Source organism: Stenotrophomonas sp. CS3K5 (assembly GCF_059515225.1).
This window is the reverse complement of the sequence record NZ_JCAKRX010000002.1, coordinates 412,250-433,783: the sequence shown is the minus strand read 5'-3', so window position 1 is coordinate 433,783 and position 21,534 is coordinate 412,250. Positions and strand designations below refer to the sequence as shown.

Here is a 21,534-nt window from a genome sequence, read left to right as displayed (position 1 = left end):
CAGTCTTGGTCGAATATCTCGTGGGGTCAACTCTCGATCATTGTCGCAGCATCGCTGGCGATCGGATTCGTCTCTGCATTGGTCGTGGCTTGCCTTATTCGAAAGCACGCGGTTGCGATGCTGCTCACAGCGCAGTTCATGACGATTCTGGTTGTCAGTTGGATATGGCAGCGGTGACCAGGCAAGAAATTTGCGTGGCAGCGTTGCTCGAGAGTCCATTCGAACGCTTGAATGTGCCGAGTCACTGAGGAAGTTATGAATTTTCTGCGCCGTTTCTTGTTGAGTTGGCTCGGGTCCACACTGCCGCTTGTGCTTTTCGTGTTCGCGTCTCAGGAGGCATCGATGATTTCATCCAAAGTCGTGGTTCTGGCATTGCAGGGAGTCTTTGGATGTGGCTTGCTCTCCGCACTGATCACTGCTGGGCTGATTCGAGAGCGATCGGTGGCGATGCTGCTGGCTGGTCAGGTTCTGACGACCTTGTTCGTTAGCTGGTACTGGATGGTGTAGCTCCTGGAATCTTCAGAAATGCCCTGGAAATCAGCGACGTCGCGATGCTGGCACAAGCTATGCATCGCGCCTGCGCCTCTTAGCCTTCGCAGGAGGGCGGGCGTCGCTGGGACGAAGGTAAAACGGGCATCATGGGAAGGTGGGCGCCTGGGGAGTAGCAAGCGTTGTGCTAGCCACCCGGAATTGCGCAGAACATAATATACATTATGCGAAATGATGTATCGGTCGGTGATGGGCTTTGCAGGTTCTGCGTGGCAATGACGGGACAACTATCTTTGTACTTCTGCGCTAAGTAAATTTGTACTCTTCGGCACGACTGCGTTTTCGCTGGTGGCGCAACTACGTTTGTACTTTTCGCCCTGATTCCGCAGCTCGGTCTCACGCCTGGACAGGACATCCACTCGGCGCACCAAGTCTGATTCCCAAGCACTGAGCAGATCTATGAGCCTTCGCCACGCACTATCGACCGGTCCAAATCATCCGGCCGTGGCGTTCGATGTTCATCCGCGCCCTCAGGTTCAGCGTCCGGCGGCGTCACCATCAGATGGCCAAACTGGGCGTAGAACGCATCGATGTACTGCTTTAGCGTGGCGCCCGAGCCACGCCCGCCGAGTTCTAGTCGAAGATTGCGTTGATTAGTCACCTGCCCCCTCTCAAGTAGGGAGGTAAGCGCCAAGAAAGCCTCCTCTTGCGTGATTGACGTGGGCATTGTGGTCCTCCGGGAGCTGACGTCCGAGCCGCATTGTGCGCCGATTGCTGCTCCCTTCAAGTGCCCTTGCCTATTCATTCGCAAGCTTCAAGATCCTGAGGCTCGGTGCACATGACCGCATCTAACTCGGCGAATTGAGACATTTTCCCCACACGCTTGCATCGTGTAGATAGTTGCACTCTTACACCAGTAGCTCATGCAGCAGACATACAGTACGCGATGCCTGTGCGACTGAAACCCGGGCGTCTCCCAAGCGACGTCGGAGGCTGTGGCAGATTCGCCGGCGAAACTTTGGCTTGCTAGACTCACATCCTGTGTAGTCATCATTGATCGAGGGGCCCGCATGCACTTCGACACCCTTACGCCGGAGCAACGGATCCTCCGCGATGCGGCTACGGCGCGCCAAACACTCGCTGCGCAATGGCCGAGTGCCGCGCAGGTCGGTCACATGCTTAACTCTAATGCTCCCAACGGTAGTGAGCTTGTCAGTCAGTTGCGCCGCGCAGGCAAGCTATTAGGGGTGTACGTCACCCAGCCGTCGCCCGGCTACCGCTATCCGAATTGGCAGTTCCACTCTGACGGCCAGCCGGTTGCTCACTTGGCTGAGATTCTGAAGGTTCTGCGCGAATTCGGCCCGTTCGAGCTCGAGTCGGACGGCCTGCGCCGCACCACAGGCTGGGGTGAGGTCGAGTGGTTCCTCACTCCGCACGCGAAGCTCGATGGTGCAACTCCGGCCGAAATGTTGGCCACTGATCCGTACTGCATTTTGCGGGCCGCGTGGGTCGAGTTTTACGACGAAACTGAATGAGCTTTATCGGTGGCGTCGGGCGATTGCCCGGTCGGTCTGGGTGAACATGATCCGCCACACCCCAAAGATCGGCGAGAAAAATCCAGCGGGCGTCTCTCTCGCCCCCTGGACGAACGCGCGGAGCATTTCATGTATCAGGTTCATGGTCTTAGCCTCTCCCGGATGTACTTGTAGTTCAACTATAGCGGCGGAGGTCGTCATGCCCAAAACTGCCCACCAGTCATTAGGCAATGAGCTGCCCCACCCCCAGCGCAAAGATCAGTCGGGGCAGCTTTTCCGTCTCGCTGCATCCCCCTCCAGCCAGGGCTCTGCCCACCGGACCACTTCTCCCCCGCCGGCATGCAATGGGCTCATGGAACCGAATGGAGGAGTGACGAGGTCGACGGCATCGGTCTGCGTGCGGTCGCCGTGCCATCGATCTGGCTGTTGGGGTACGGGGACTGGAATGGTATCGCGTCTGCAACGCTGATCGGGGGTCACGCGGCATGCCCGCAAGGCAGTTAGGTAGGTCACTGCCTATTGCACAGCGAAGCCCCCCCCTCCTGACGAGGCCCGTGTCGACAGCGTCCCCGCAGCTGCTTGCCCGCTTCAGCGGTAAGGTTCCAATACCATCCTCAGCACGACCCACCAAGTGATGACAATGGGGAAGGTCGAAAGCTGTTGATCGCTGAGTAGTCCGTGTGCATAAAGGTTGCGGAGATTGCAGCCCGCCCGATGCGTCATCAGGGCTTTTAGCTCGAAGTTCAGGCCTCGCGGAAGAATGCCTGCGTCGTCATCAAGCTCCAGCAACTCAGACAGCGAACGCTCCTGTTCGCCGTTGACTTTGTTGGACACCAACGTGTTGACGCCGTGCGCCTTCAACTGAGCGCGAACCATCGGCTCGATCATCGGAAGCAGATTGATCCCGGCCGTGTCCCACTCATGCTGCAGGCCTGCCACCAGCCCACGTGCGATTTGCTTGTGGTGCCCCTCGGGAGCGCCCGGACTTCTGCTCACGAAGGACAGGACGTCATTGAAGGAGCTGCTGAATCGCTCGGAGAGCTTCCGCACGCTGCTGAGAATGAACGGTGCCAGCAGGAAGGTGTAGCGGGTCTGGCAGACGCTTTCGATCGCGGCGGTCTCCAGGTGTTCGGGATTCTTGGGATCAAACGGTGGGCGCGAGCGCAGCGGCACACCGTCCGCATCCAGCTCCGTGCTCCCGAGCCACCCGTTGAGGTAGCCTGCTTTGAGTGCTTTCGCGTGTTCTACCTCGGTCGTAAAGTCAGAGTTATCGGTGAAGCTGAACGCAATTCGCATCAGCGAGGTCGGATAGTCCGTCGTTGCGAGGTGTTCGTCCACCCACGCGTGGATGGGGCGAGTGTCTACTGGAGTGCTGATCTCCCCCATCTCATCGTTGATGCGCAGACGCACGTCCTCCAGCTCGCGCTGAAGTTCGCGAATACGCTCGCGTGGCGCGTGATTCTGCCGCAGCTCGGCAATGCCCTGGGCCATCCAGTACGACGCGACCATGGCCGAGGTCGCGCGGCCGGCGCGTACCACCAGTGATTCCCCGGCCTTCCGACCGGCTTGCCGACTCCGCTCGACAAGGTTGAGTGAAAGCCAAAGGCGGCTTGCCAGTTGGAACAACAGATGAGTCAGCTCGCTATCTATATCCACATATGGGTCAATCGCTGCCGCGGCGGTCTCCAGCAACGCTGCGGCCGCTTGGGTGTGTTCTGCGTCTGCGCGGCGGAGTAGCTCCTCGGCGAAACGGCTGGCCAACCCCTTCATCGGGCCATCCAGTACCGACTGGAACATGGCCATGAAGGTTACCCATAGTTCGGCTTGGAAACCCTCATCTTTGCGCAGGCCGCGCCAGCCCAGGTCCAGGGCTCGTCGCAGGTGATCTATCGCCTGCGGAGTAACGTCCTCGGCGGCGGCACGCTGCGCCAAGCGCAAGTAGCTGCGCGCCCCAAGGGCAGCCAATTGCTGTATTTCCCGCCCCGTGATCCGGTTCGTCGCCAGCGCGAGATCGGCGCAGCGTGCGGTGAGCCAGTCAGTCGGCGCCTGACGTGCAAGCGCCATCATCGCCTGCAGGTCATTGGCGTTGATGTGGTCAAGTCCGGCGGAGGTGCCATCTGGAGTGATGATGCGCGGCATGAACAGGGTGGTGCCGCCGACCTGTAGGCTCATCGAACTGATTCTGGCGACGAACTGCAGAAGCGCTGAGGCGGTGGCACGTCCGCTCTGCTGGGCCTGGCGGGCGCGTTGGGCTATCTGCTGGGCAAGGTCCCAGTCGGTCTCGCTCCAGTCCAGATCGGCCAGGCCGTCCTCCCAGCCTACCGCGCTCAGCAATCCCGGCTCAAAAGGAACGCTGAGCAAAGACAACGCTGGTCGTGCGGGTGGCTGCCCCTCAGTGGAGCCGGGAGGGTTGGGAATGGGCATGGCATACGCTCGTCAGGATCTGGAGAGGACGCCGGGCAGGCGCCGGTGGCATCGATAGTGTCGTGGTAGCGAGCCGCTAAGCTGTATCGCCGCCGGGTGGCGGTCGCCCCGGCGCGGGAGCGCCGTACCGGTAGCTAGCGCCGCTGGAAGATGGCGTCCTGCAGTGCGTGGGCAGGTCGGATCTCCGGTGGCCGTCGTCAAAGACCCAGCGTTCGCTTGCGCGCCAACGCGGCCTTGGCCCGCCACCCCATCACCGTCCCCCCCGCCGCAAAGCCGATCGTGTAGTGCACGCCGAAGGTGGGTGCGCAGCCAACCAGTGCAATCACGCCACTAACCAACCCGAGCGCGGGGTACACCATCCCCAGCAGCAGCACCCGCAGCGAACGGGACCGTTCAATGCCCGCCACACCGGCGTGACGCCAGCGCACGAAGCCATCGTGGAGCAAAGCGTGGCTGAGCGCGGCGATCCCGCCGAGCAGCACGCCGGCCAGAACGTGATACAGCTCGTTGAAAACCCGGGCATGCAGCGCTGACAGAGCCGGAAACAGTGCTATGAAGAGCACGAGCATTGTCATGTCGGCTGCGTGCGCGCGTTTGGAAATGGTGGGTGTCATCGGGGTTTCTCTTTCTTTCGTGCGATGAAGTGGGCGATGGCGTCGAGATTTTCCCATAGGGGGCGTACGTGTGCTCGGTCAGCCTGCTGCTGTGCGACCAAGGCTTGGTTATCCTCCGGCGTCCACCCGTTGGCGGCGCGCCAGCTTTTGGAAGGGCAGTAGAAGTTGTCGTGCTGCAGTGCGATGAAGCCCTTACGCTTGAGGAACGCAGGTAGTCGCTGATTCTGCACGCGCTCGATATACAGCGGCGGCCAAGGGACCAAGGTATCGCACAGGTCCAGAAATCCGGTGAACCAGCCCTTCCCTTGCAGCCTGCGCTTGACTTGAACGTTGCTCAAGGTGAGCACCGGAACCTCCTCGCCGACGCCGGCCAGGTCGTGTCAGGCGCGCTTGATCCAGATTTGGGTGCCGGCGCGTTGCAGGTCCACACAGTCCGGGATCATTGCCGCATCGACCAGAGCAATCCACTTGAGCAGTTGCAGCTCAATACTGGGAATACGGTTCAATTGCGAGTTCTTCATCATTGACTACTCTCCTGGGGGTGAGAATGATTCTGCAGCGACGGCTCGAACCCGCGTGCCGTCCGCCCGCCCTCGCCTCGTGAATGTCGTAGTGCTGGCTACGGGCGCCGGTGCCGGCCTCTCTCGCCAGCTCGTTCGACGCGGTATGGTGGTAGCCAGCTCGGCGGCATGATCGCCTGCGCAAACGCTATATGCAGGACTCATCCGATCGGGCGCACCCGCACGCGAAGAGGGGGCGATGCGGATAAGCGACCGCTTCAGGGCACATACACGCCAGAGATGCGGGACATGACGCCGTCGAAGTCGAAGGATGCGTTGAACGCAGACTGGAATGTTGCGGTTTTCCCGTCAAAGATGTACGTGGCACAACTGCAATCGTCCCGCCCTTCCCCGCACGCATCGCATTGCGGATTGCAGTACTGAATCATCTCCTCAATAGGGTCATCGCCCTCTCCTGCCCAAGTCTCGACCGAATAGGGCGCAGCCATTTCACCGCGCGCAAAGGAGAGGATGTCTTCGATATCGTCAAAATCGACCATTCGGATGGCCTTTACGACCGGAAGGATTACGACGCGCGCGTAGTCAAATCGATAGCCATCCAGCATGAAGAGAACCTTACCTTGCTTCTCGATCAGGCAGTGGAACGCAATTGGTCCGTACCGTTCCTCAAGGGTCTTGTATTTGGCTGGGTCCAACGCGATGTGCTTCATCGAATTGTTGACAGCATCAATCAGTTCAAACTTTACATCGTTCAGGTGCAGCCCCTCGACTGCAGACAGCCGGTCGAACGAACTCACCAAGCTTCTCCTTCCCCCGTTAATGCCGTCGGCCTTACGAATCGCGTGGACATAGTCCACTGCATGGGCAAGAAAGAAATTTATGGAGAACACATGATGCAGGGAGATATTCCCTGACCTGACACGCGTTTCAAAGTCAGCAATCGCCGGCAGCACAATGCTCTTCATGTATCGGCTGAAATTCTGGCAGCTTTGATCGAGCGGTAGTGTCGTTGGAGAATTCGGGTTGGAGCTCATTGGATTCTATTGGGTTCAGAGTCTGGGCGACGGACAAAGTGGCCGGACTGTTGATGGAACGGCGGTCTGGTGTGGACCCCCAGTGGGCGTCGCCACTGCGACCAGTCCTTGCAATCGCGACGGGTTCAGATTTGCCCGCTTGCTTAACGCGTGGCCGTTCAACGCCGCGTCGCGAACATGCTGAGCGTCGAGGTTTAGAGGTGCTAAGTTTTGGTGTTGGTCTTGTGGCGTCCCACATGGGCCACCAGCACCATCTTGCTGGCTTTGTCCCAAGCCCAGTGAATCGAGAGGCACGTATCTGCCTGCTTAGCGCCCAAGGTGATGTGAGGGGAGATATCGATCTTTTGACCGTCATGGATGATTTGGTACTCGCTGCCCCACTTCCCTTTGGACGTCTGGGACACGTCGTCGGAATAGTCGAACCCACGCTGTTTAAACAGCTCGCGCACCGAACTGCCCGATTTTCCATCCAGCGTGCCCACCCATATCTCTGCAACCTCTTCCAGGGCAGCAAGCGCCTGCTGGACGCGCTCGGGCTGCTTGTAAGGAGAATCCTCAGCGGAGGCGTAAGCCGAAGCCAGGAAGTGCAGGCGGCGCGCACCTGCCGCAGCGCGTTGCACTGCCTCGGCCGCACTCCCGGGCGGACCGATCTCGGCTTGGGTTTCGGTGGCTTCAGGCAGCGGCGTGACGCTGACCTTCCAGTCCATGTGTGCTGAGAGCGCGGCGGCATTCTCACGCAACGTCCGGTTGTCCTGCAGCACCTCTGCATGAGTGGCCTCGAGGGCCTCCAACTTTTGCTCCATCGCGATCAAGTCTTCCAGCAGCTGGTCTTCAGACTTGGAATGGCCGCTGCGCGCTGCTTCTCGTGCCTCGCGTTGTGCGTTGAGGCGAGCGCTGTTGATGGCCGCTGGCTCCAAATGTCTAAATGCCGCCGCGTCGAAGACGATGTTGCATAGCTGTAGCAAGCTTCGCTCGCTGGATTCTGCATCCTTAAATTGCCAAGGCATCCACAGAGGGTGCAGGAATGGATCTGCGTCTACCGAGAATCCGGGCCAGTACAGCCGAATGGCGCCTCCGTAGCAGGAAGCGGGCCTGCCCACTTCTTCAGTCAAGCGGAACCCGGCCCACTTGTCCTGCAGTTCGTAGACCTTCGCTGCACCCGCAAGACGGTCTGCCAGCTCGGTGGCATCCACCAGCGGCACGTCGTCGGCCACACGGCGGGACACCAGCACGATTGGATACGGACGGGTCGGATCGCTGAGCTCGCTCGCCAGTGCCTCCACATCCTCTGCCCCGAGCAATTCTGGTGCCACCCCGTAGGGATGGCCGCCCAGCTTAACCGAGCGCAATCTCGCAATGTCGCGGATCACTCGCGGCGATCCCAGGCTGATGCGTGCCGGTGCAATAACAGGTTTCAAGCCGGTGACTGCCACCTCCAAGGAGATCAGCAAGCTTTCGTTCTTGCTGAGCAAGGCTAGGGTAGTAACCCACCCGAGACTCTTGTCATACTGATCCGGATGCGCCCAGCGCAGGTCGGTCAGCAAGGTGTCAGGCGTTCCCTGGCTGCTGTAGCGCCGTATCGACAGTTCGTGGCCTGGCGCGGGAGTGGAGACTGATTCGCCTTCCACCAAAATAGAGGTCACCTCGATGGCAAGGCGCCGGCGGCGATACCAGTCCTCGATCCAGCGCCCAATGTACTCCAGCGCTGCGGTCATGTCGCCGCGGCCGCGCAGCTCCAGTGCCGTTGCATATACCGTTCTCATACCGCCCCCACCCTCCTTGTGCGACGCGTTCTTCCGGCTCAGTGCCGGTGCAGGAAGAGTAGCTGATTGCACCTTCCGAACAAGCCCCCCCTGTAGCGCATCATCCCCACCGCGTATCGCGTGCTCCGCCATTTTGGGCGGCGGGCACGGGGGCATGGGACGCGCGCACCGGTGAGCCCACGTTGCGTTCAATCGCGCTACGGCATCGGCGATGGAGTGCTTAGCGGCCGGCATCGCGCGCTCTTGAGCGAAATCTCCGCGGCATTGCCATAGGAGAGTGCCGCCCGGCCCGATGCTAAGGAGTGCCAGGTGCGGCGCGGCGGCGGCGGGCGGCCGCCGGGCGCGCGGTGTCGATGGCTGCGCGCAGTTGCTCGGGTAAATCCCCCAGCGCGCCCAATTGGGCAGCGTAGCCAGCCGCCAGCGCGGTTTGCACCTGCAGCTCGCGCTGGGCTGCAGTGGCGGCGGTCTCGGCTTTGCGACGAGTGGCTTCGGCGGTGGCAAGCTGGCGAGCGTGCTGGGCGAGCGCAGCGTTCGCGCTGCGCTCGCACTGCCTAAGTGCTTGGCGAGCCCGATCAACCTCGCCCAGCGCATGTTCTTCGGTGGCGCGGATATGCGCACGCAGCTCAGCTCGCTCGCGCTCGTGCTGCCGCCCCTGCGCCTCCAGCTGCGCGCTCAAGGCAGCCAGTTGCTGATCCAGGCGCTCATTGCGGGCAAACGCGCCATCGCGCTGCCGCTGCAGGTCGTCGGCCTGCGCGCCGATCTGCTGGAGCTGCTCGCGAAGGGCCATTGCGGTGGCGTCTAGCGTGCTGGCGCGATGCTCGGCCCGGCTCAGCTGCTCCAGCCAATGTGCGCGGTCTTGCGCCTGCGCCTCGCGCTCGCCGATCAAAGTGGCCTGCGCGGCCGCCAGGTCGGCGCGCTCGCCGGCAACCGCGGCACGAGCGTGCTCGCCGGCCGCCTCCAATGCCGCTGTCCAGCAGCGCAGTGCCAGTGCATCTACTGCTGCCGGCACGTCGGGACGCGCCTGCTCGCGGCCGCGCTGGCGCAACCGCGCGCCGACGCTGGACCACCAGCTGTCCAGGTGACGGGTCACGGTATTGGGCGAGCCGCTGCCCAGATGATCGCGGATCCGTTCAACGGTAGGTCGTTCGCCGCCACTGACAATGTCATCGGCGGCCTGGTGGACGTCCAGTTCGGTCACGCCACGAGCCATACGGGGTCTCCGGTATGCAATTGAGCGGGCGGCAAGTGTGTACTTCCGATAATGTAGAATTATCGGAATACAACCGCCCTATCTGTAATGAGGGATACATACTACATATGAAAAGCATCCCTTCATTGACCGTTGATCGGCTCCCTTCCCTGCCCGATCCTGCACAGCTGTCTGCTGGGGCGGCCGCCGCCGCCGACCAGATCGTGGCGGCGGCGCGCAGTGCCAACACCATGCGCAGCTACCGCACCGCCCTACGCTACTGGGCCGGCTGGTATCAAGGACGCTACGGTCAGGCGCTGCGCCTGCCGCTGCCGGCGGCAGCCGTCGTGCAATTCATCGTCGACCACGTGGCCCGCGAAACCGCCGGCGGCGTGCGCTGGGAACTGCCGGCCGCGCTGGACCAGGCGCTGGTCGCGGCCAAGCTGAAGAGCCGCATCGGCCCGTGGCGGTTGGCCACCCTCACCCAGCGCGTTTCGGTGTTGAGCAAGGCCCATCAACTGCAGCAACTGGCCAATCCCATCGACAGCGTTGAGGTGAGTCAGCTGTTGGCGAGCGCACGCCGAACCGCGCACAAGCGTGGCGAGCGCCCACGCAAGAAGGCGGCGATCACCCGGGTGGAGTTGCACGCGATGTTGGCCACCTGCGGCCCCGACCTTGTAGGTGTGCGCGATCGCGCCCTGCTCTACTTCGGCTTTGCCACGGGCGGTCGCCGTCGCAGCGAGGTGGCGGCAGCGACCCTGACCCATCTGCGTGCGCTGCCCGAGGGCGGCTTTGTCTACCACCTGGACCAGGGCAAGACCCTGCAGGACGGGCCCAAGGCCGGCGGCAGTCCTGACAAGCCGCTACTAGGCGCGGCCGCCGCCGCGCTGCAGGCCTGGCTGGATGCCGCGAAGCTCATCGAAGGGGCGCTGTTCCGCCGGGTATGGGGTGACCGGGTCGGCCCGGGTTTGAGCGACCGCGCCATCGCTCTGATCATCCAGCGCCGCGCCGCGCTGGCCGGCCTGGACGGAGATTTCGGCGGGCATAGCCTGCGCTCGGGCTTCATCACCGAAGGGGCGCGGCAGGGCGTTGCGCTGCCGGCACTGATGGCGATGACCGATCACCGCTCGGTGGCCAGTGTGATCGGCTACTTCCAGCAAGGCGGCGCTGTGAACAACCCTGCGGCGCGACTATCGGAAGCTCCCTAATCGCTGGCTAGACCTTCCACGTCCAGTTGGAGCCATGAATGCGGCGATTATCTTGCTGGATCCAGTCGTAAGGTTTCCACATCAAGGCCGGCGGCGCGCCGCCATACTTTGACTCATCCGCCAACCGGGTGAACACCTCGTCGGTGATCCAGGTGGTCGGATCCAGGTCCAGTTCGGTCAGCTTGGCGGCGTGATTGGCAGCGCGCCCCACCCACACGATGTCATTACCGCCGCGCACACCCGTGCGTGCAGCGCGGATTGTACTGCTGTCGATTCCGACCACCTGCTTCACGGTGCCGGCCCAGTGCGGATACTGGCGCCGCAGTGCCGGCACGACGATATTCTTGACCGCGTAGTTGATTTTCAACCCTGCCTTGGCGGCTGGCGTGGCTTGCCGGTCACCGACCCAGATGCCCATGACGCGGTCACCGTCGTAGGAGGTAATCTTGCCGCCCTCCTTCTTGATGATGGTGGCGGCGCAATGCAGGAACGCTTTGTAGATCTCCGCGCTCAGCCACCAATGCTCGGCATCGACCATCTTGGTGGAGCCTTTAAGGTCTGCGTACAGGACCGTGGCGCGATCAAACTCGACTGCGTCGTTGCCCAGCCGCAGATCCTCAGGATCGGGCACGACCTGGCCCTGCCGGGTTGACCACTGGTTTTGCGTGATGGCTTCCACTGCTGCCGTCATCTCTTCCAGCACTGTCATGGTCAGTCCCTCGGTCCAGCGGCGAGAATCCGGGCGCGGATCTGCTCGCATGCCGGTGCCAGCAAGGCACGGGCATCGGCACCCGGTTTGTATCGGTAAGGAACCGTAGTCAGCCCCGCCAGGTCGCTTGGCAGCTTCAGTTTGTCTTCGCGCGGCTCCATCAGGAAGGCGCGCCGACGTCCCAGGAACCCAATGAACATGCCCAGCTCAAAGACGACGTTGTCGCGCATGACCGGCCACTCGTCACCGCGGCTGATCACCATGTCGTCGGCATGAGCCACGGCAATGGCAAAGTCCGCCTGTTCCAGCTGGGCCTCCAGCTCATCAAGGGTGTAGTTGGCCGCGCGGAAAACGCCATGGTCCCAGACCACCGTCAGGAAGGGATCGTGCTCGAAATGCTGCACCAGCAGGCGGGTGACCGGCAGCGCCTCCACCGAGGACATCACAAAGACCCGGACCCGTTCGCGGGGGGCCGTAATCATTCGATTGCGTTCCTTCAGCCGGCGCGACAGAGCAGCTGCCAAGCGCCGCCAGATCAATGGGTGTGCATCGGCAACGCGACTGAAATCGCTTTCAGGCACTTTCAGCACCACTGTGGGCTCGGTGGCGGTGATGGTCGCCGAACGCAACTGGGTCGGCTCGATGGCTGCCATCTCCCCCACGTGTTCCCCGACTCGGCGGGTATTGACCACTTTGCCATTGACGATCACGTCGACCGCACCGGCCACGATGAAAAAGACGTCGGTTTCGGCATCTTCTTGCGTGATGAAGGACGCGCCAGCCGCCACGTCCAGCAGTTCCCCGGCCTCAGCCAGCTGCGTGGCAGCAGCCTCCAGCCCCGCCAGGGTGCGGAACTCGGCCAAGGCCGCCACCAGTCGCCTGCCGCCGTCGGCAGAAAGTCGCTCGATAATGCTCGCCCCCATACCTTCCCTTCCTTGAAAGTGTGAACTGGCTCCCAATATACGACAAATGAACCAGCCGAAAACCGGTTGGTGCCCGGCCCGAGAGCGACGCGACCCGCTCCGGCCCGGTCTCCATTTGGCCGCAGGGAGCAGGACGATGGGACATAGCTGGAAGGAAGACCGCACCAAGAAGCGCCTGGCCACGCGTTACGAGGAAGTCCGTAAGGTCGATATTCGTGACTACGCGCGCGAGACCTCGTTGGACAATATCGCGGTCAACCGCGCCTATCGGGTTAACGGCGCGCATGTCTATATCGACATTGTCAATCTCCATGACATGCTCAACTGCACCAATGTCGAAGGCGAAACGTGCCACAAGCGCACTCTCCGCTTCCTGAATCAGCACTATCGCGCCGTCCACCGCATCTTGGTCGAGAGCGAGGCAGTCCGCGTTGACTTCCACAACCAACGGTTGCATGCGGTGGTCACCAAGCCCTATGGCGATGCTGACGAACGTGCACGGGTCGAGCGCGCGGTGGCCATTGCCCAGCTGACAATCGACGTGCTGGCCGAAACGGGCGATACCGATGAGCACATCCCCAATGCCCAAGTCCGGGTGGGCATCGACAGCGGCATGGCGCTGGCCGTCAACAACGGTCGCCGCGCCAGCCGCGAGCCGCTCTTTCTAGGCTCCCCGGCCAATCAGGCTGCCAAGTGCGCAGGCCATGGCGTGGCGGAGGGGATTTACCTCACCCATGGTGCACGGGCGCTGCTCGAACTGCCGGCGCTGAGCGGCGACAAAGACCGCACCACTCCACTGACCCAGGACCAGGTCGCGGCCTGCGTCGAGGCTGCAGATCTGGGCGTGTCCAAAACGCGGATCATCGAGCTCTGGAAGGAGGAGCAGGAGGACCTGCCCGTCGGTGACTTCGAGTTCAGCCGACCTGCCCCGCCGATCTCCGATCTGAACTTTAGTCTGCTTAGCGCTGCTAACTCCAAGCGCTTCGAAGGCGTGTCGCTGTATGCAGACATCGACGGCTTCACCAACTTCGTCGACAAGCACCTGGAAGAGGATCCGGAGCATCTGGTACGTGCTCTCCATGTGCTGCGCTCAGAGCTAGATGCGGTTGTGCACCTGGACTTCGCAGGGCGGCGTATTCGCTTCATCGGCGACTGCCTGCAGGGCGTGCTGCTGGAGGGGACCTCGTATGAGACCGATACCGAAGTGACGGTGAGTACAGCCGTGCAGTGCGCGGGTGCACTGCGCAGCAGTTTCGCTGCGGCCATTGATCACCTCAACTCCGAGGGTTCGACCACTGAGCAGTTGGGTCTGGCGATCGGCTTTGAGCTGGGTCCGCTGGCACTGTCCCGGCTGGGCATGAAGGGAAGTTTGCTGCGGTGCGCAACCGGGAGGGCCGTACTGGCTTCGGAGGCAGAACAGCGACAGTGCAATGGCGTGCAGACCGCGATCGGCGAAAAGGCCTTCAATGCCGGTACCGACGCAGTTCGCCGCGTCTTCACATCTGACCGAAAGGTGGACAACCTCGACTACGCAGCGGCGGTTGAAGAGCTTGCCGCGTCGGGTGACCGGGTAGCCAAGGCGGTGTTGGCGGCCCATTACGCAGAAGCAGCACCCGCAGTGGTTCCCGCCCTTGAACAGCCGATCCGTCCGCACGCAGATATCCGCTGATGGCGCTGGCCTTCGAGCTGCTGCAAAGCGTGGCATCGGACTACGGTGCCACGCTGCACCGCGCTGCAGGCGGTGGAAGGGCTGAGATCTCGATCACTCCTCCAGGCGGAGCTGTGCGCGTGTTCACCCTGGCGATCACCATCACCGGGGTGAACGTGGCTGCCCGGGAAGTCCCAGGATATGACCAACTTCCGCGATTCTGCCCTGATCGACACATCAACGCTGACGCAACCTTCTGCTTGGGGTGGGGTGAAGACAAGCCGGGGCACATCATCGACGATGCCGCAGCTAGACAGTGGTGGTCGACCGTGTATCGATTCTTGGCCCAGCAAATCGTCGCAAATGTACGCAGGGTCTTCCCCGGCGCTGAAAACGGCCGCGCCCATGGCGACGCAGCCAGTCACCAGGCTATCGCAGAGCGAGCGGCCGAATGCTTGGGCCCAGAATTCAAGGAGGCGGCGCAAGCCGGACTCTTTGAAGTCCGGAAAGATCAGCGGCCGGGCAAGCATCGTCTTGAACTCTGGCGTAGCGGTAGGCTGCTCGCTCGCATTTCGCTCCGCAGCAAAGCCCTGCTTTCGGAGAAGCTGCCCTGCCCTTGCGGCTGCCAGCCGGAGCGCACGATAGCGGAATGCGCGGACCACGCCCAAGCTTTGGCGACCTTCATCTTGGAGCGGCACCGCTGTGCGGTCGCCGACAGGGCCTTCCTTGATCAACTCGCCGCAGCGGGAGCGACGTGCTGCGGAACCCTGGAAACATGCGGCATTCGCAAGGCCATCCGGCGTAAGCAACTCGCATCCATGAAGAATAAGGGCGCTCAACATGCAAGAAGTTCCAAATACTGGCGACCACCGGCCAAGTCAAAGCGACCGCGTTAGTGCTGCATGGCAGCAGCTGCAGCTCGTGCTTGGCTTCTTCTCGCGAGTGGACACAAAGCTATCGGTCGGTCTGGGCATCAACCTGGGCATGCTGGCGATGCTTTCCACCCGAATCCCCAGGCCGGAAGATCTCACCCTACTCGTCTCAGTCATTGGCGTGCTGTTCCTGACGCCGCTGACGTTGAGCTTCTGGTACCTGTGGTGGGGATACTTCCCAGAGCTTCGCGGCGGATCCAATTCGCTGATCTTCTTTCTTCGAATCGAAAAAATGACCGAGTCTGAGTTCTTGCGCGCTTGCGAGGACAGAACACTGGATGCGTTTGAGCGAGACCTGCTGGGTCAATGCTGGAGGAACTCCAAGATCCTGGCGTCCAAGTTCAAGTGCTTGAAGCGGTCTTACCTCGCTACTGCCCTGACCATTGCACCTTGGATGGCGCTCGTTACGCTGCTTCCATCGCCTGCGAAATAGTCGCGCGTCTTCCAGCGGCTAAGGTTTATGCAATGGTTCCTCAATCTTAGCCATTCCCTGGCGATCTATGGTGGTGGCACAGAAAGGTCGGCCAACAGGCGCGCTTTGATAGCCTGCCGTTGTCTTCCAATTTCCCGCAAGCTGGATAGAACTCGCTCATGTTCGCGCCGTCGTACGCCACCGCGATCGCATCGACCAAGCGTGCCCAAGTCAGGATGCCTAAAGTGCATCGGACAACTGTAAGAGGCGCCCGGCTGAAGGAGGGCCCAATGTGGCGTGTCTGTCACGCCATCGAGAATTGCGCGTTGGTCTGAGTTAGCATATGCATTCTGAATCTCCGCTAGGGCGTAGACCCAGTGCTGGAAAGAGCTGGCAAGGCTTAGTTGCGCGGCGGGAAGGTTGGGAAGCCCCAACTGCTCCTCCCAGTCGTCTGCACTACGCCGATCAAACCACGCTTCCATTCGCTTGAACTCGCGGTCCCACTGCAGTCGCCAGAGCGCATAGCCCTGTCCCAAGCAGCACATCTCTGGATATATGCAGATCTCCCTAGGGATGCGCCCTCGCAACCCACCCATGGCCGTTAACGCATATCTGGCGCAAGCCCCATGACCTCGTAGATGGCTTCGTCGGAGGTGACGGGAAACTGCCCTAAACATGCGCTGGTAGGCCGGGAGCGTATGCTCTTCCGACCTCCCCGCTCGCTGGTCGCACAGAGATATCAGCTTGGGGAGTGATGGGTAGAAGCGGAAGGTGCTTGGTGCCGGCTCCAGTGCCGCAGCGACCAACGAGTTCGGATTCACCTCAATGGCGCGCCAATACCAGCCGGTCTCCTCACGCGTCGACAGGTCTCCCCATAACGGGTGCGCATACCCCGTGCTCGGCGTTTGATATCCAGAGCCGAGCTGGTCTACTGCCCCCTGCCATGCTTCGAGCTCGTTTAGCGCCGAAGCTGCTAGCTTGCCCTGGGATTCCCCACGCAGCATGGAGGTTCTTGCGTCGAGCAGGGACTGGCCGCACTCAATACAGGCGTATCCACTGCAGCTTACGCCTTTTGTGTCGAGCGAAGTGCCGCAGTTTGGGCACTGCAGCTGAAGGGGGATACCATGAATAATGCAGTTCCTGAACCTATCGTCCTGCTGATACGCGTAGTGCATCCCGTAACCAACGCATACTGGGCAGTATCGAAGCTCGTCCTCACCAAGCCACCTGCGCGGTTCGGTGAGCAGGCGCGCCACATCACTGAGCTCTTCTTGCTCGGCTAGGCGCGTACTCGCACCCGTATCGGGCAAGAGTACCGCTTGTGCATCCGGCAAGAGCACGGCTTGGCCGCGCAAATGGAATCGCCACGCTCGCTTGGTCTTTAGCCAAGTTACGCGTGAGCGATTTAGCCAGCCCAAAAGCTGAACGATGGACCACGATGAGCAGTGGTCATCGATCAACAGGCGACTCCAGGAAATCATGCGCTATCCTGACGATTAACTCGGCCACGTCGTGCGGCAGACACGAATGCGGGCGGACTACGCGCACCATAATCGGTGTCTTCGATTGCTCGTTCCCAGTCGCTGCGGGTCAGCACCAGATCATCGGCATCGCTGGTCTCCGCGTCGAGGCCCACCAGCATGAGCGCTTCCGCTATCCACTGCATGCTCACCCCCTCTCGATCAATCACGCCCCCGGATCGGGCACGGAACGCCTCAAACATTTCGTCTGCACACCTTGCGAGACGAAATCCCTGTGCGTAAGCACGCGGCCATAGATACTGGGTGTACGACCACCCAGATCCCGTCGGATACTGCGCCTCCTCGTCACAACAGCGCAGACATACTCGTATGTCAGCCGCGTCTTGCAGGCTTCTGAACTCATTGAGTCGCGACATGAACCTCTCACTGAAGTCCGGCATTTGGACCTTGAGTCGGTCATGCATGGCGCACAGCTGGCTTTGGCCAAACAGCACCACAGTCACTTTGATATCTCGAACAGTGAGCCAGTTGACCAGGCGCTTCAGCCACCCGAGCTCCTTTGCGTGGAGGTTCTGAGCTTCGTCAATTACCAGGAAGATGCGTCTTCCAGCGATAGCCAGCGAGTAAAGCGCTCGTTCAAGCTGATTACGCTTTCCGGTCAGGGTGCGATCAATGCGGCCCTCATAGCCGATCTCGGAAAGCAGGTCTTCAATCAGTGCGCCTTCCGCAGGGACCTCTTTGGAGGAAGGTTCATATACTATGAAGCCGCAGCGTGGGAACTGAACAGGTGCCAGCTTTCTCAGGGCGGCAATGCATGATGACTTCCCGGAGAGTGGGTGCGCCCAGAATGCAACCGATGACCGCGCACGGCGAGCCTTATCGAAGATGAGCGTCGCCGCCTCCCTCACGGCGGGCGTGGCAAGTATCGCGTTACCCCTCAGTAACGGATGGTCAGCGAGCAGGTCCGGATAGGTCGCACGGATCGCCTCCACATTGTCCTTGGCGTGCATAAGCTCCTCACGTTTTCCCAATTACGCTGAAGTCGATCACCGTTGGCTTACGAAGTCGGCGTACAAGCTGCTGTGTGGATACGCGTTTCGAGTGCGTCGGCTGCGGCTGCTCAGAGGTATATCCCTTGCGGGCCTCCTCCGCGACTATGGAGGCAGCTCGCGTCACCCGGGCTGACTTTTCGTTTGCTTCAAGTGCAGCTTGTTCCTGGTCCGCGAGGAACTCCTGGGCGGGATGTTGGTCAAGAAGGTCATGCGCATGCTTGATCTTGGCTTTGAGCAAGCGGCGCATCTCGCGCGAGTGCGGATACCGCCAACGACTGGAGATTGGCAGTAGCTCGTCAAGTACTTCGCCCTCTACGGTGTAGGCTTTGACGGTAGAAATGTCGTTAGGGTCGGCGTGCACTCGGATCTTCTTACCTACCAAGTCCCACCGTGCCGCGAGCTCCCTGGATGAATACTCCACGGAGGCATACGTTATATACGGCAACCTACCCTTCGCTTGACTTCCGCGTACGGTAGGCATGCAGATTTCAAGCCTCAGCGGCAGGGACGTAAGGTCAGGGGGTGGGCACAGTGGCGGCAGCACCCCGCTGGTATTGAAATAGTAATCTAGCATCTGCTGAGCGGGACTACTTCCATAATTGGCCTCAGTGGGCTTGTTGTTCCACAGCCCTACTGCATTTGTCATTGCATGCATGATGTCCTCCATGGAGATCTTCATGCTTACAGCCGCGCGCTCTGGGTGAACTCGTCGCGTGTCTACGGGATTGTTCCCGGTTGTGGCGCGTGAGCGATGGAAGAGTTCTCGTGCCATCCAGCTGAAAACACGCTCCACCAGGCAGCGCCGCTGGGGGCGCTTTATCGCGCCAAAACTAACAGCGGCACCAGCGGATTCACGGACCTTGGCGCATACGGAGTCAGACAGGTGCGCCAGTGCGTTGTCGACGAAAAGCGTGTCAAAGCCGATTCGAAGTCCACATTGATTGGTGCGCCGCACTCCCGATAGCAACGCTTGCTTGATTTCAACCGAAAGGCACTGTCCTGCAATCGCTCGATCGATGCATTCCAGGAAGTCTGCACTGCATGGCTGGCGACGCGCTACCAAATCCCACGCCAAGATGTAGTTGGTGTAACGGTCCACCGCTACGATCAGCGTCAATCTCCGGCAGGGGACATATTTCGTTCCTTTCGGCGTCTCAATGCCGACCGAGATGATCATGTGCACTTCGTGCTCATCTGCCTCTACCACTTCGAAGGGAGCCTTCGCCTCGATCTTTTCCAATGGCGATCTGCCCCGTTTGGAGCGATCTCGGCTAATCTCCCCGAACTGAAGCAGCGCTACCTGTTGATGGTTGTCGGCAAAGAATCGGTGTAAGTATTGGGTAAGACTGGTACGTCCTTGGCGCTCTACGCAGAACGGCCAGTCTGAAGGTCCAAGGCCTGCATCAGTGCAGAGCCTCAGGAAAACTTGATGTGCTGTGCGGGGCGTTACCCTCCCCCGATCGTTCCCCGCAGGGTCGACACCCGTCGCCAAGTACTTATCCAAGGCGACTCGGATGCTCGGACTAATCCTGAATGTCTGGTCAAGTGCGCCTACGTACCCACCGCGTGACAGATGGGGCATAGAGCGGACGGGGCGTCTTCGAACAGGTGGCTTGGTCCGAATACCCTTTACCAAGCCCATGAAGCCGGCGAGTCGGCCATCGTGCATTACGTGGAGACATCGGTTCAAGAAAAGCACAACCTGATGACATTGGTAGCCGTGTCGCTCTTCGATCAATGAAACTGGATCGCCTGCGAGGTAGCAAGCAAGCGCAGCCCTGCGACGGTTCCATACAGCTAGATCCTCCGGACTAAGCACGCTGAAATCAAAAGACGGCCACGCCGACATATCTCTGAGGTCAGCGGGCAACGTTCTTCTTGTGTACCTAGGCAAGGCGGGCATGATCGACCCTCATCAACCTCGTGTGCAAAGACCATGGCGCGGTATCAAGGTTTGATAGAAATGAGCGCGCTCGCAACGCCAGTACGGCTGCCCCAACTACATGGGATGCATGATGGGCATCCAGGTCATTGACTAGATTTCCCAAGGTGGTGAAGCGGCGAAGCCGGACATGGGATTCCACTTCGTCTGCAAGCGGCGCTAGGTCCACGCCTCCGCACCGGTGAAAGGCTGCGATGGCTGCCTTCCAGTTACGGATGCGTAGGGACGCTTCAATCAGATCGCCAACGGTAATTAGTGTGATTGATCGGCCACCGGCCTCTTGCAGTGCGGAAATTTTCGTTAAGGCGTTGGTGGAGCCGTCGTCTACCACTCTGCCTTGGGACGCTCCATCCTCAAGGACGACCACCGCATCAGCAATCGCCTCCATGCCGCCTATCGAGAGGTCAACTTCTGGCCCTGCATACTCAGCTCGGTGGACCGCTGGATCACCTTCGCAGTAGTAGAACAGCAGCATACTGAGATCGCCACTGAGGGTTACCGCATGGCTAGCGAGCGGCGACTTGAGGTGCCAGAGATTCGAAGAATTGCTGGTGCGCGCCTGCCGTACGCCCAGGATGCGTTTTCGCGCTCGCGTCACCAAACTCATCTCAAGAGATCCAGTCCACGCGTCACTATTCTATCGTCTACAACTGACGATCAGGGCGACACCAATGTCACTATCTGGGCCTGCCGTGACAAAGGTCGCCTGCCTGATCGGCAGGCCCTAGGTGTTCAGCGCAACCGTACTCCTAGACTCTCTCGATGACAATTCCGTCCGCGAACCCAAACGGGCTAAGTACAGATTTAGTTGCAGTTTTCCGGACAAAGTACATTTCTAGTGGGCAAGGTCACCCATTCATACTCGTTTCAACCGAGGGCAGCCGCTTGTAAGCAACTGTTTCGCGGTACGACGCCGAGTACAGAAACAGTTGCCCCGTCAATGATCGAGATCGATCCGCATGACCGAACTGACCTAACCGGCCCGTGTGCCGGATTCGGCTTCCAAGGCGGCCATATGTTCACACCTGAAGGTCACCAGCTGGATCCATGCGATATGACCTGGTGGTCGTTGACCTGCAACATTGCCCGGGAATGGCGGCTGATGATGGCCGAGGCCGCTCCCCGGGCTTCGGCAAACCGGAAAGCTTCGGGCTCGGCGAAATCTAGCGTCATCTACCTTGCCGAAGCCATCAGAATTCGGCGGGAGCGACGGTTTGGCGCGCGTGATCCCGGCTCCGACGCCGAGGCTTCCAATGTGGTCTACATGAGCCGTGGGCCGAGGCCTCGCCAGCGCGTGTGAGGCGCTTCCGTAGGGGCGTCGCCCCTACACCCCTTTGGAGCTACTCCAAGTGGAATCCATCCGGTGTTGGCAACAGATCCACGCTTCGGTCAAAAGGCTTAAATACGGACTTATCACAAGTTGCTGCCGTAGTGGTTCGAAAGACGATGCCTGGGCTTGATGTGTGCTCGTACTCGACAATGATGACAATGCGGAGTACGTGAGTTCCGGCGAAGATCTTTCCGAAATCCGATTCCGACAGGCACTTGTTCTTCCCGTTCACCAAGCACTGACTTTGCCCAGGCGCCAACACGCCTAAGCTGCCCTCACCGATGCGCCGTTGAATGCAGACCCGCTCAATACCGAAATGCTGTTTGGC

General features: G+C 60.6%; 19 protein-coding genes. 7 read left to right on the top strand and 12 right to left on the bottom strand.

What is annotated here, in order from left to right:
• The first annotated feature begins 255 nt into the window (after positions 1-255).
• Positions 256-507 carry a hypothetical protein gene (locus AC5YGJ_RS04595; protein ID WP_496185890.1) on the top strand — a complete coding sequence of 84 codons (252 nt, stop codon included), beginning with the start codon at positions 256-258 and terminating at the stop codon, positions 505-507.
• A gap of 1,052 nt (positions 508-1,559) precedes the next feature.
• On the top strand, positions 1,560-2,024 hold the full coding sequence (locus AC5YGJ_RS04590; RefSeq protein WP_496185889.1) for a hypothetical protein: 465 nt from the start codon (positions 1,560-1,562) through the stop codon (positions 2,022-2,024).
• A gap of 588 nt (positions 2,025-2,612) precedes the next feature.
• Here AC5YGJ_RS04590 and AC5YGJ_RS04585 read toward each other — a convergent pair.
• The 7 genes from AC5YGJ_RS04585 to AC5YGJ_RS04555 form a co-directional block, all read right to left on the bottom strand.
• Entirely contained in the window at positions 2,613-4,448 is a 1,836-nt protein-coding gene (locus AC5YGJ_RS04585; RefSeq protein WP_496185888.1) for a DUF7380 domain-containing protein, read from the bottom strand.
• 197 nt (positions 4,449-4,645) lie between these two features.
• The gene (locus AC5YGJ_RS04580) at positions 4,646-5,062 is read right to left on the bottom strand and encodes a hypothetical protein (protein ID WP_496185887.1); all 417 of its coding nucleotides are present in this window, start codon (positions 5,060-5,062) and stop codon (positions 4,646-4,648) included.
• Complete coding sequence (locus AC5YGJ_RS04575; RefSeq protein WP_496185886.1) at positions 5,059-5,409, bottom strand: hypothetical protein; 351 nt, start codon at positions 5,407-5,409, stop codon at positions 5,059-5,061. Before AC5YGJ_RS04575 ends, AC5YGJ_RS04580 begins: the two co-directional genes overlap by 4 nt.
• 33 nt (positions 5,410-5,442) lie before the next feature.
• A complete protein-coding gene (locus tag AC5YGJ_RS04570; protein ID WP_496185885.1) occupies positions 5,443-5,586 on the bottom strand; it encodes a hypothetical protein in 144 nt (47 codons plus the stop codon).
• A 254-nt stretch (positions 5,587-5,840) separates the two neighbouring features.
• On the bottom strand, positions 5,841-6,617 hold the full coding sequence (locus tag AC5YGJ_RS04565) for a hypothetical protein (RefSeq protein WP_496185884.1): 777 nt from the start codon (positions 6,615-6,617) through the stop codon (positions 5,841-5,843).
• A gap of 203 nt (positions 6,618-6,820) precedes the next feature.
• A complete protein-coding gene (locus AC5YGJ_RS04560; protein WP_496185883.1) occupies positions 6,821-8,380 on the bottom strand; it encodes a hypothetical protein in 1,560 nt (519 codons plus the stop codon).
• Between the two features lie 295 nt (positions 8,381-8,675).
• Complete coding sequence (locus AC5YGJ_RS04555; protein ID WP_496185882.1) at positions 8,676-9,578, bottom strand: DNA-binding protein; 903 nt, start codon at positions 9,576-9,578, stop codon at positions 8,676-8,678.
• 119 nt (positions 9,579-9,697) lie between these two features.
• Between AC5YGJ_RS04555 and AC5YGJ_RS04550 the strand changes: the two genes are divergently transcribed.
• Positions 9,698-10,777, top strand: coding sequence for a tyrosine-type recombinase/integrase (locus tag AC5YGJ_RS04550; RefSeq protein WP_496185881.1), 1,080 nt, complete (start codon positions 9,698-9,700; stop codon positions 10,775-10,777).
• A gap of 7 nt (positions 10,778-10,784) precedes the next feature.
• Here AC5YGJ_RS04550 and AC5YGJ_RS04545 read toward each other — a convergent pair whose 3' ends face one another.
• Positions 10,785-11,486 carry an adenylate/guanylate cyclase domain-containing protein gene (locus AC5YGJ_RS04545; RefSeq protein ID WP_496185880.1) on the bottom strand — a complete coding sequence of 234 codons (702 nt, stop codon included), beginning with the start codon at positions 11,484-11,486 and terminating at the stop codon, positions 10,785-10,787.
• 2 nt (positions 11,487-11,488) lie between these two features.
• Positions 11,489-12,409: a TIR domain-containing protein gene (locus AC5YGJ_RS04540; protein WP_483003809.1), complete on the bottom strand. Its 921-nt coding sequence runs from the start codon at positions 12,407-12,409 to the stop codon at positions 11,489-11,491.
• A 136-nt stretch (positions 12,410-12,545) separates the two neighbouring features.
• Between AC5YGJ_RS04540 and AC5YGJ_RS04535 the strand changes: the two genes are divergently transcribed.
• Genes AC5YGJ_RS04535 through AC5YGJ_RS04525 form a run of 3 tightly spaced genes read left to right on the top strand, consistent with a single transcriptional unit; the run spans position 12,546 to position 15,422 of the window.
• Positions 12,546-14,078 carry an adenylate/guanylate cyclase domain-containing protein gene (locus AC5YGJ_RS04535; RefSeq protein ID WP_496185879.1) on the top strand — a complete coding sequence of 511 codons (1,533 nt, stop codon included), beginning with the start codon at positions 12,546-12,548 and terminating at the stop codon, positions 14,076-14,078.
• Complete coding sequence (locus AC5YGJ_RS04530) at positions 14,078-14,953, top strand: E2 domain-associated cysteine-rich protein (RefSeq protein WP_496185878.1); 876 nt, start codon at positions 14,078-14,080, stop codon at positions 14,951-14,953. Before AC5YGJ_RS04535 ends, AC5YGJ_RS04530 begins: the two co-directional genes overlap by 1 nt.
• Positions 14,898-15,422 carry a Pycsar system effector family protein gene (locus AC5YGJ_RS04525; RefSeq protein ID WP_496185877.1) on the top strand — a complete coding sequence of 175 codons (525 nt, stop codon included), beginning with the start codon at positions 14,898-14,900 and terminating at the stop codon, positions 15,420-15,422. Before AC5YGJ_RS04530 ends, AC5YGJ_RS04525 begins: the two co-directional genes overlap by 56 nt.
• Positions 15,423-16,878: 1,456 nt before the next feature.
• Here the strand turns inward: AC5YGJ_RS04525 and AC5YGJ_RS04520 are convergent.
• The 3 genes from AC5YGJ_RS04520 to AC5YGJ_RS04510 form a co-directional block, all read right to left on the bottom strand.
• On the bottom strand, positions 16,879-17,892 hold the full coding sequence (locus tag AC5YGJ_RS04520) for an AAA family ATPase (RefSeq protein ID WP_099552197.1): 1,014 nt from the start codon (positions 17,890-17,892) through the stop codon (positions 16,879-16,881).
• 7 nt (positions 17,893-17,899) lie between these two features.
• Complete coding sequence (locus AC5YGJ_RS04515; RefSeq protein ID WP_496185876.1) at positions 17,900-19,174, bottom strand: TnsB C-terminal domain-containing protein; 1,275 nt, start codon at positions 19,172-19,174, stop codon at positions 17,900-17,902.
• A gap of 646 nt (positions 19,175-19,820) precedes the next feature.
• Positions 19,821-20,483: a hypothetical protein gene (locus tag AC5YGJ_RS04510; RefSeq protein WP_496185875.1), complete on the bottom strand. Its 663-nt coding sequence runs from the start codon at positions 20,481-20,483 to the stop codon at positions 19,821-19,823.
• A gap of 333 nt (positions 20,484-20,816) precedes the next feature.
• Between AC5YGJ_RS04510 and AC5YGJ_RS04505 the strand changes: the two genes are divergently transcribed.
• Complete coding sequence (locus tag AC5YGJ_RS04505) at positions 20,817-21,176, top strand: DUF3653 domain-containing protein (protein WP_496185874.1); 360 nt, start codon at positions 20,817-20,819, stop codon at positions 21,174-21,176.
• Positions 21,177-21,534 lie beyond the last annotated feature (358 nt).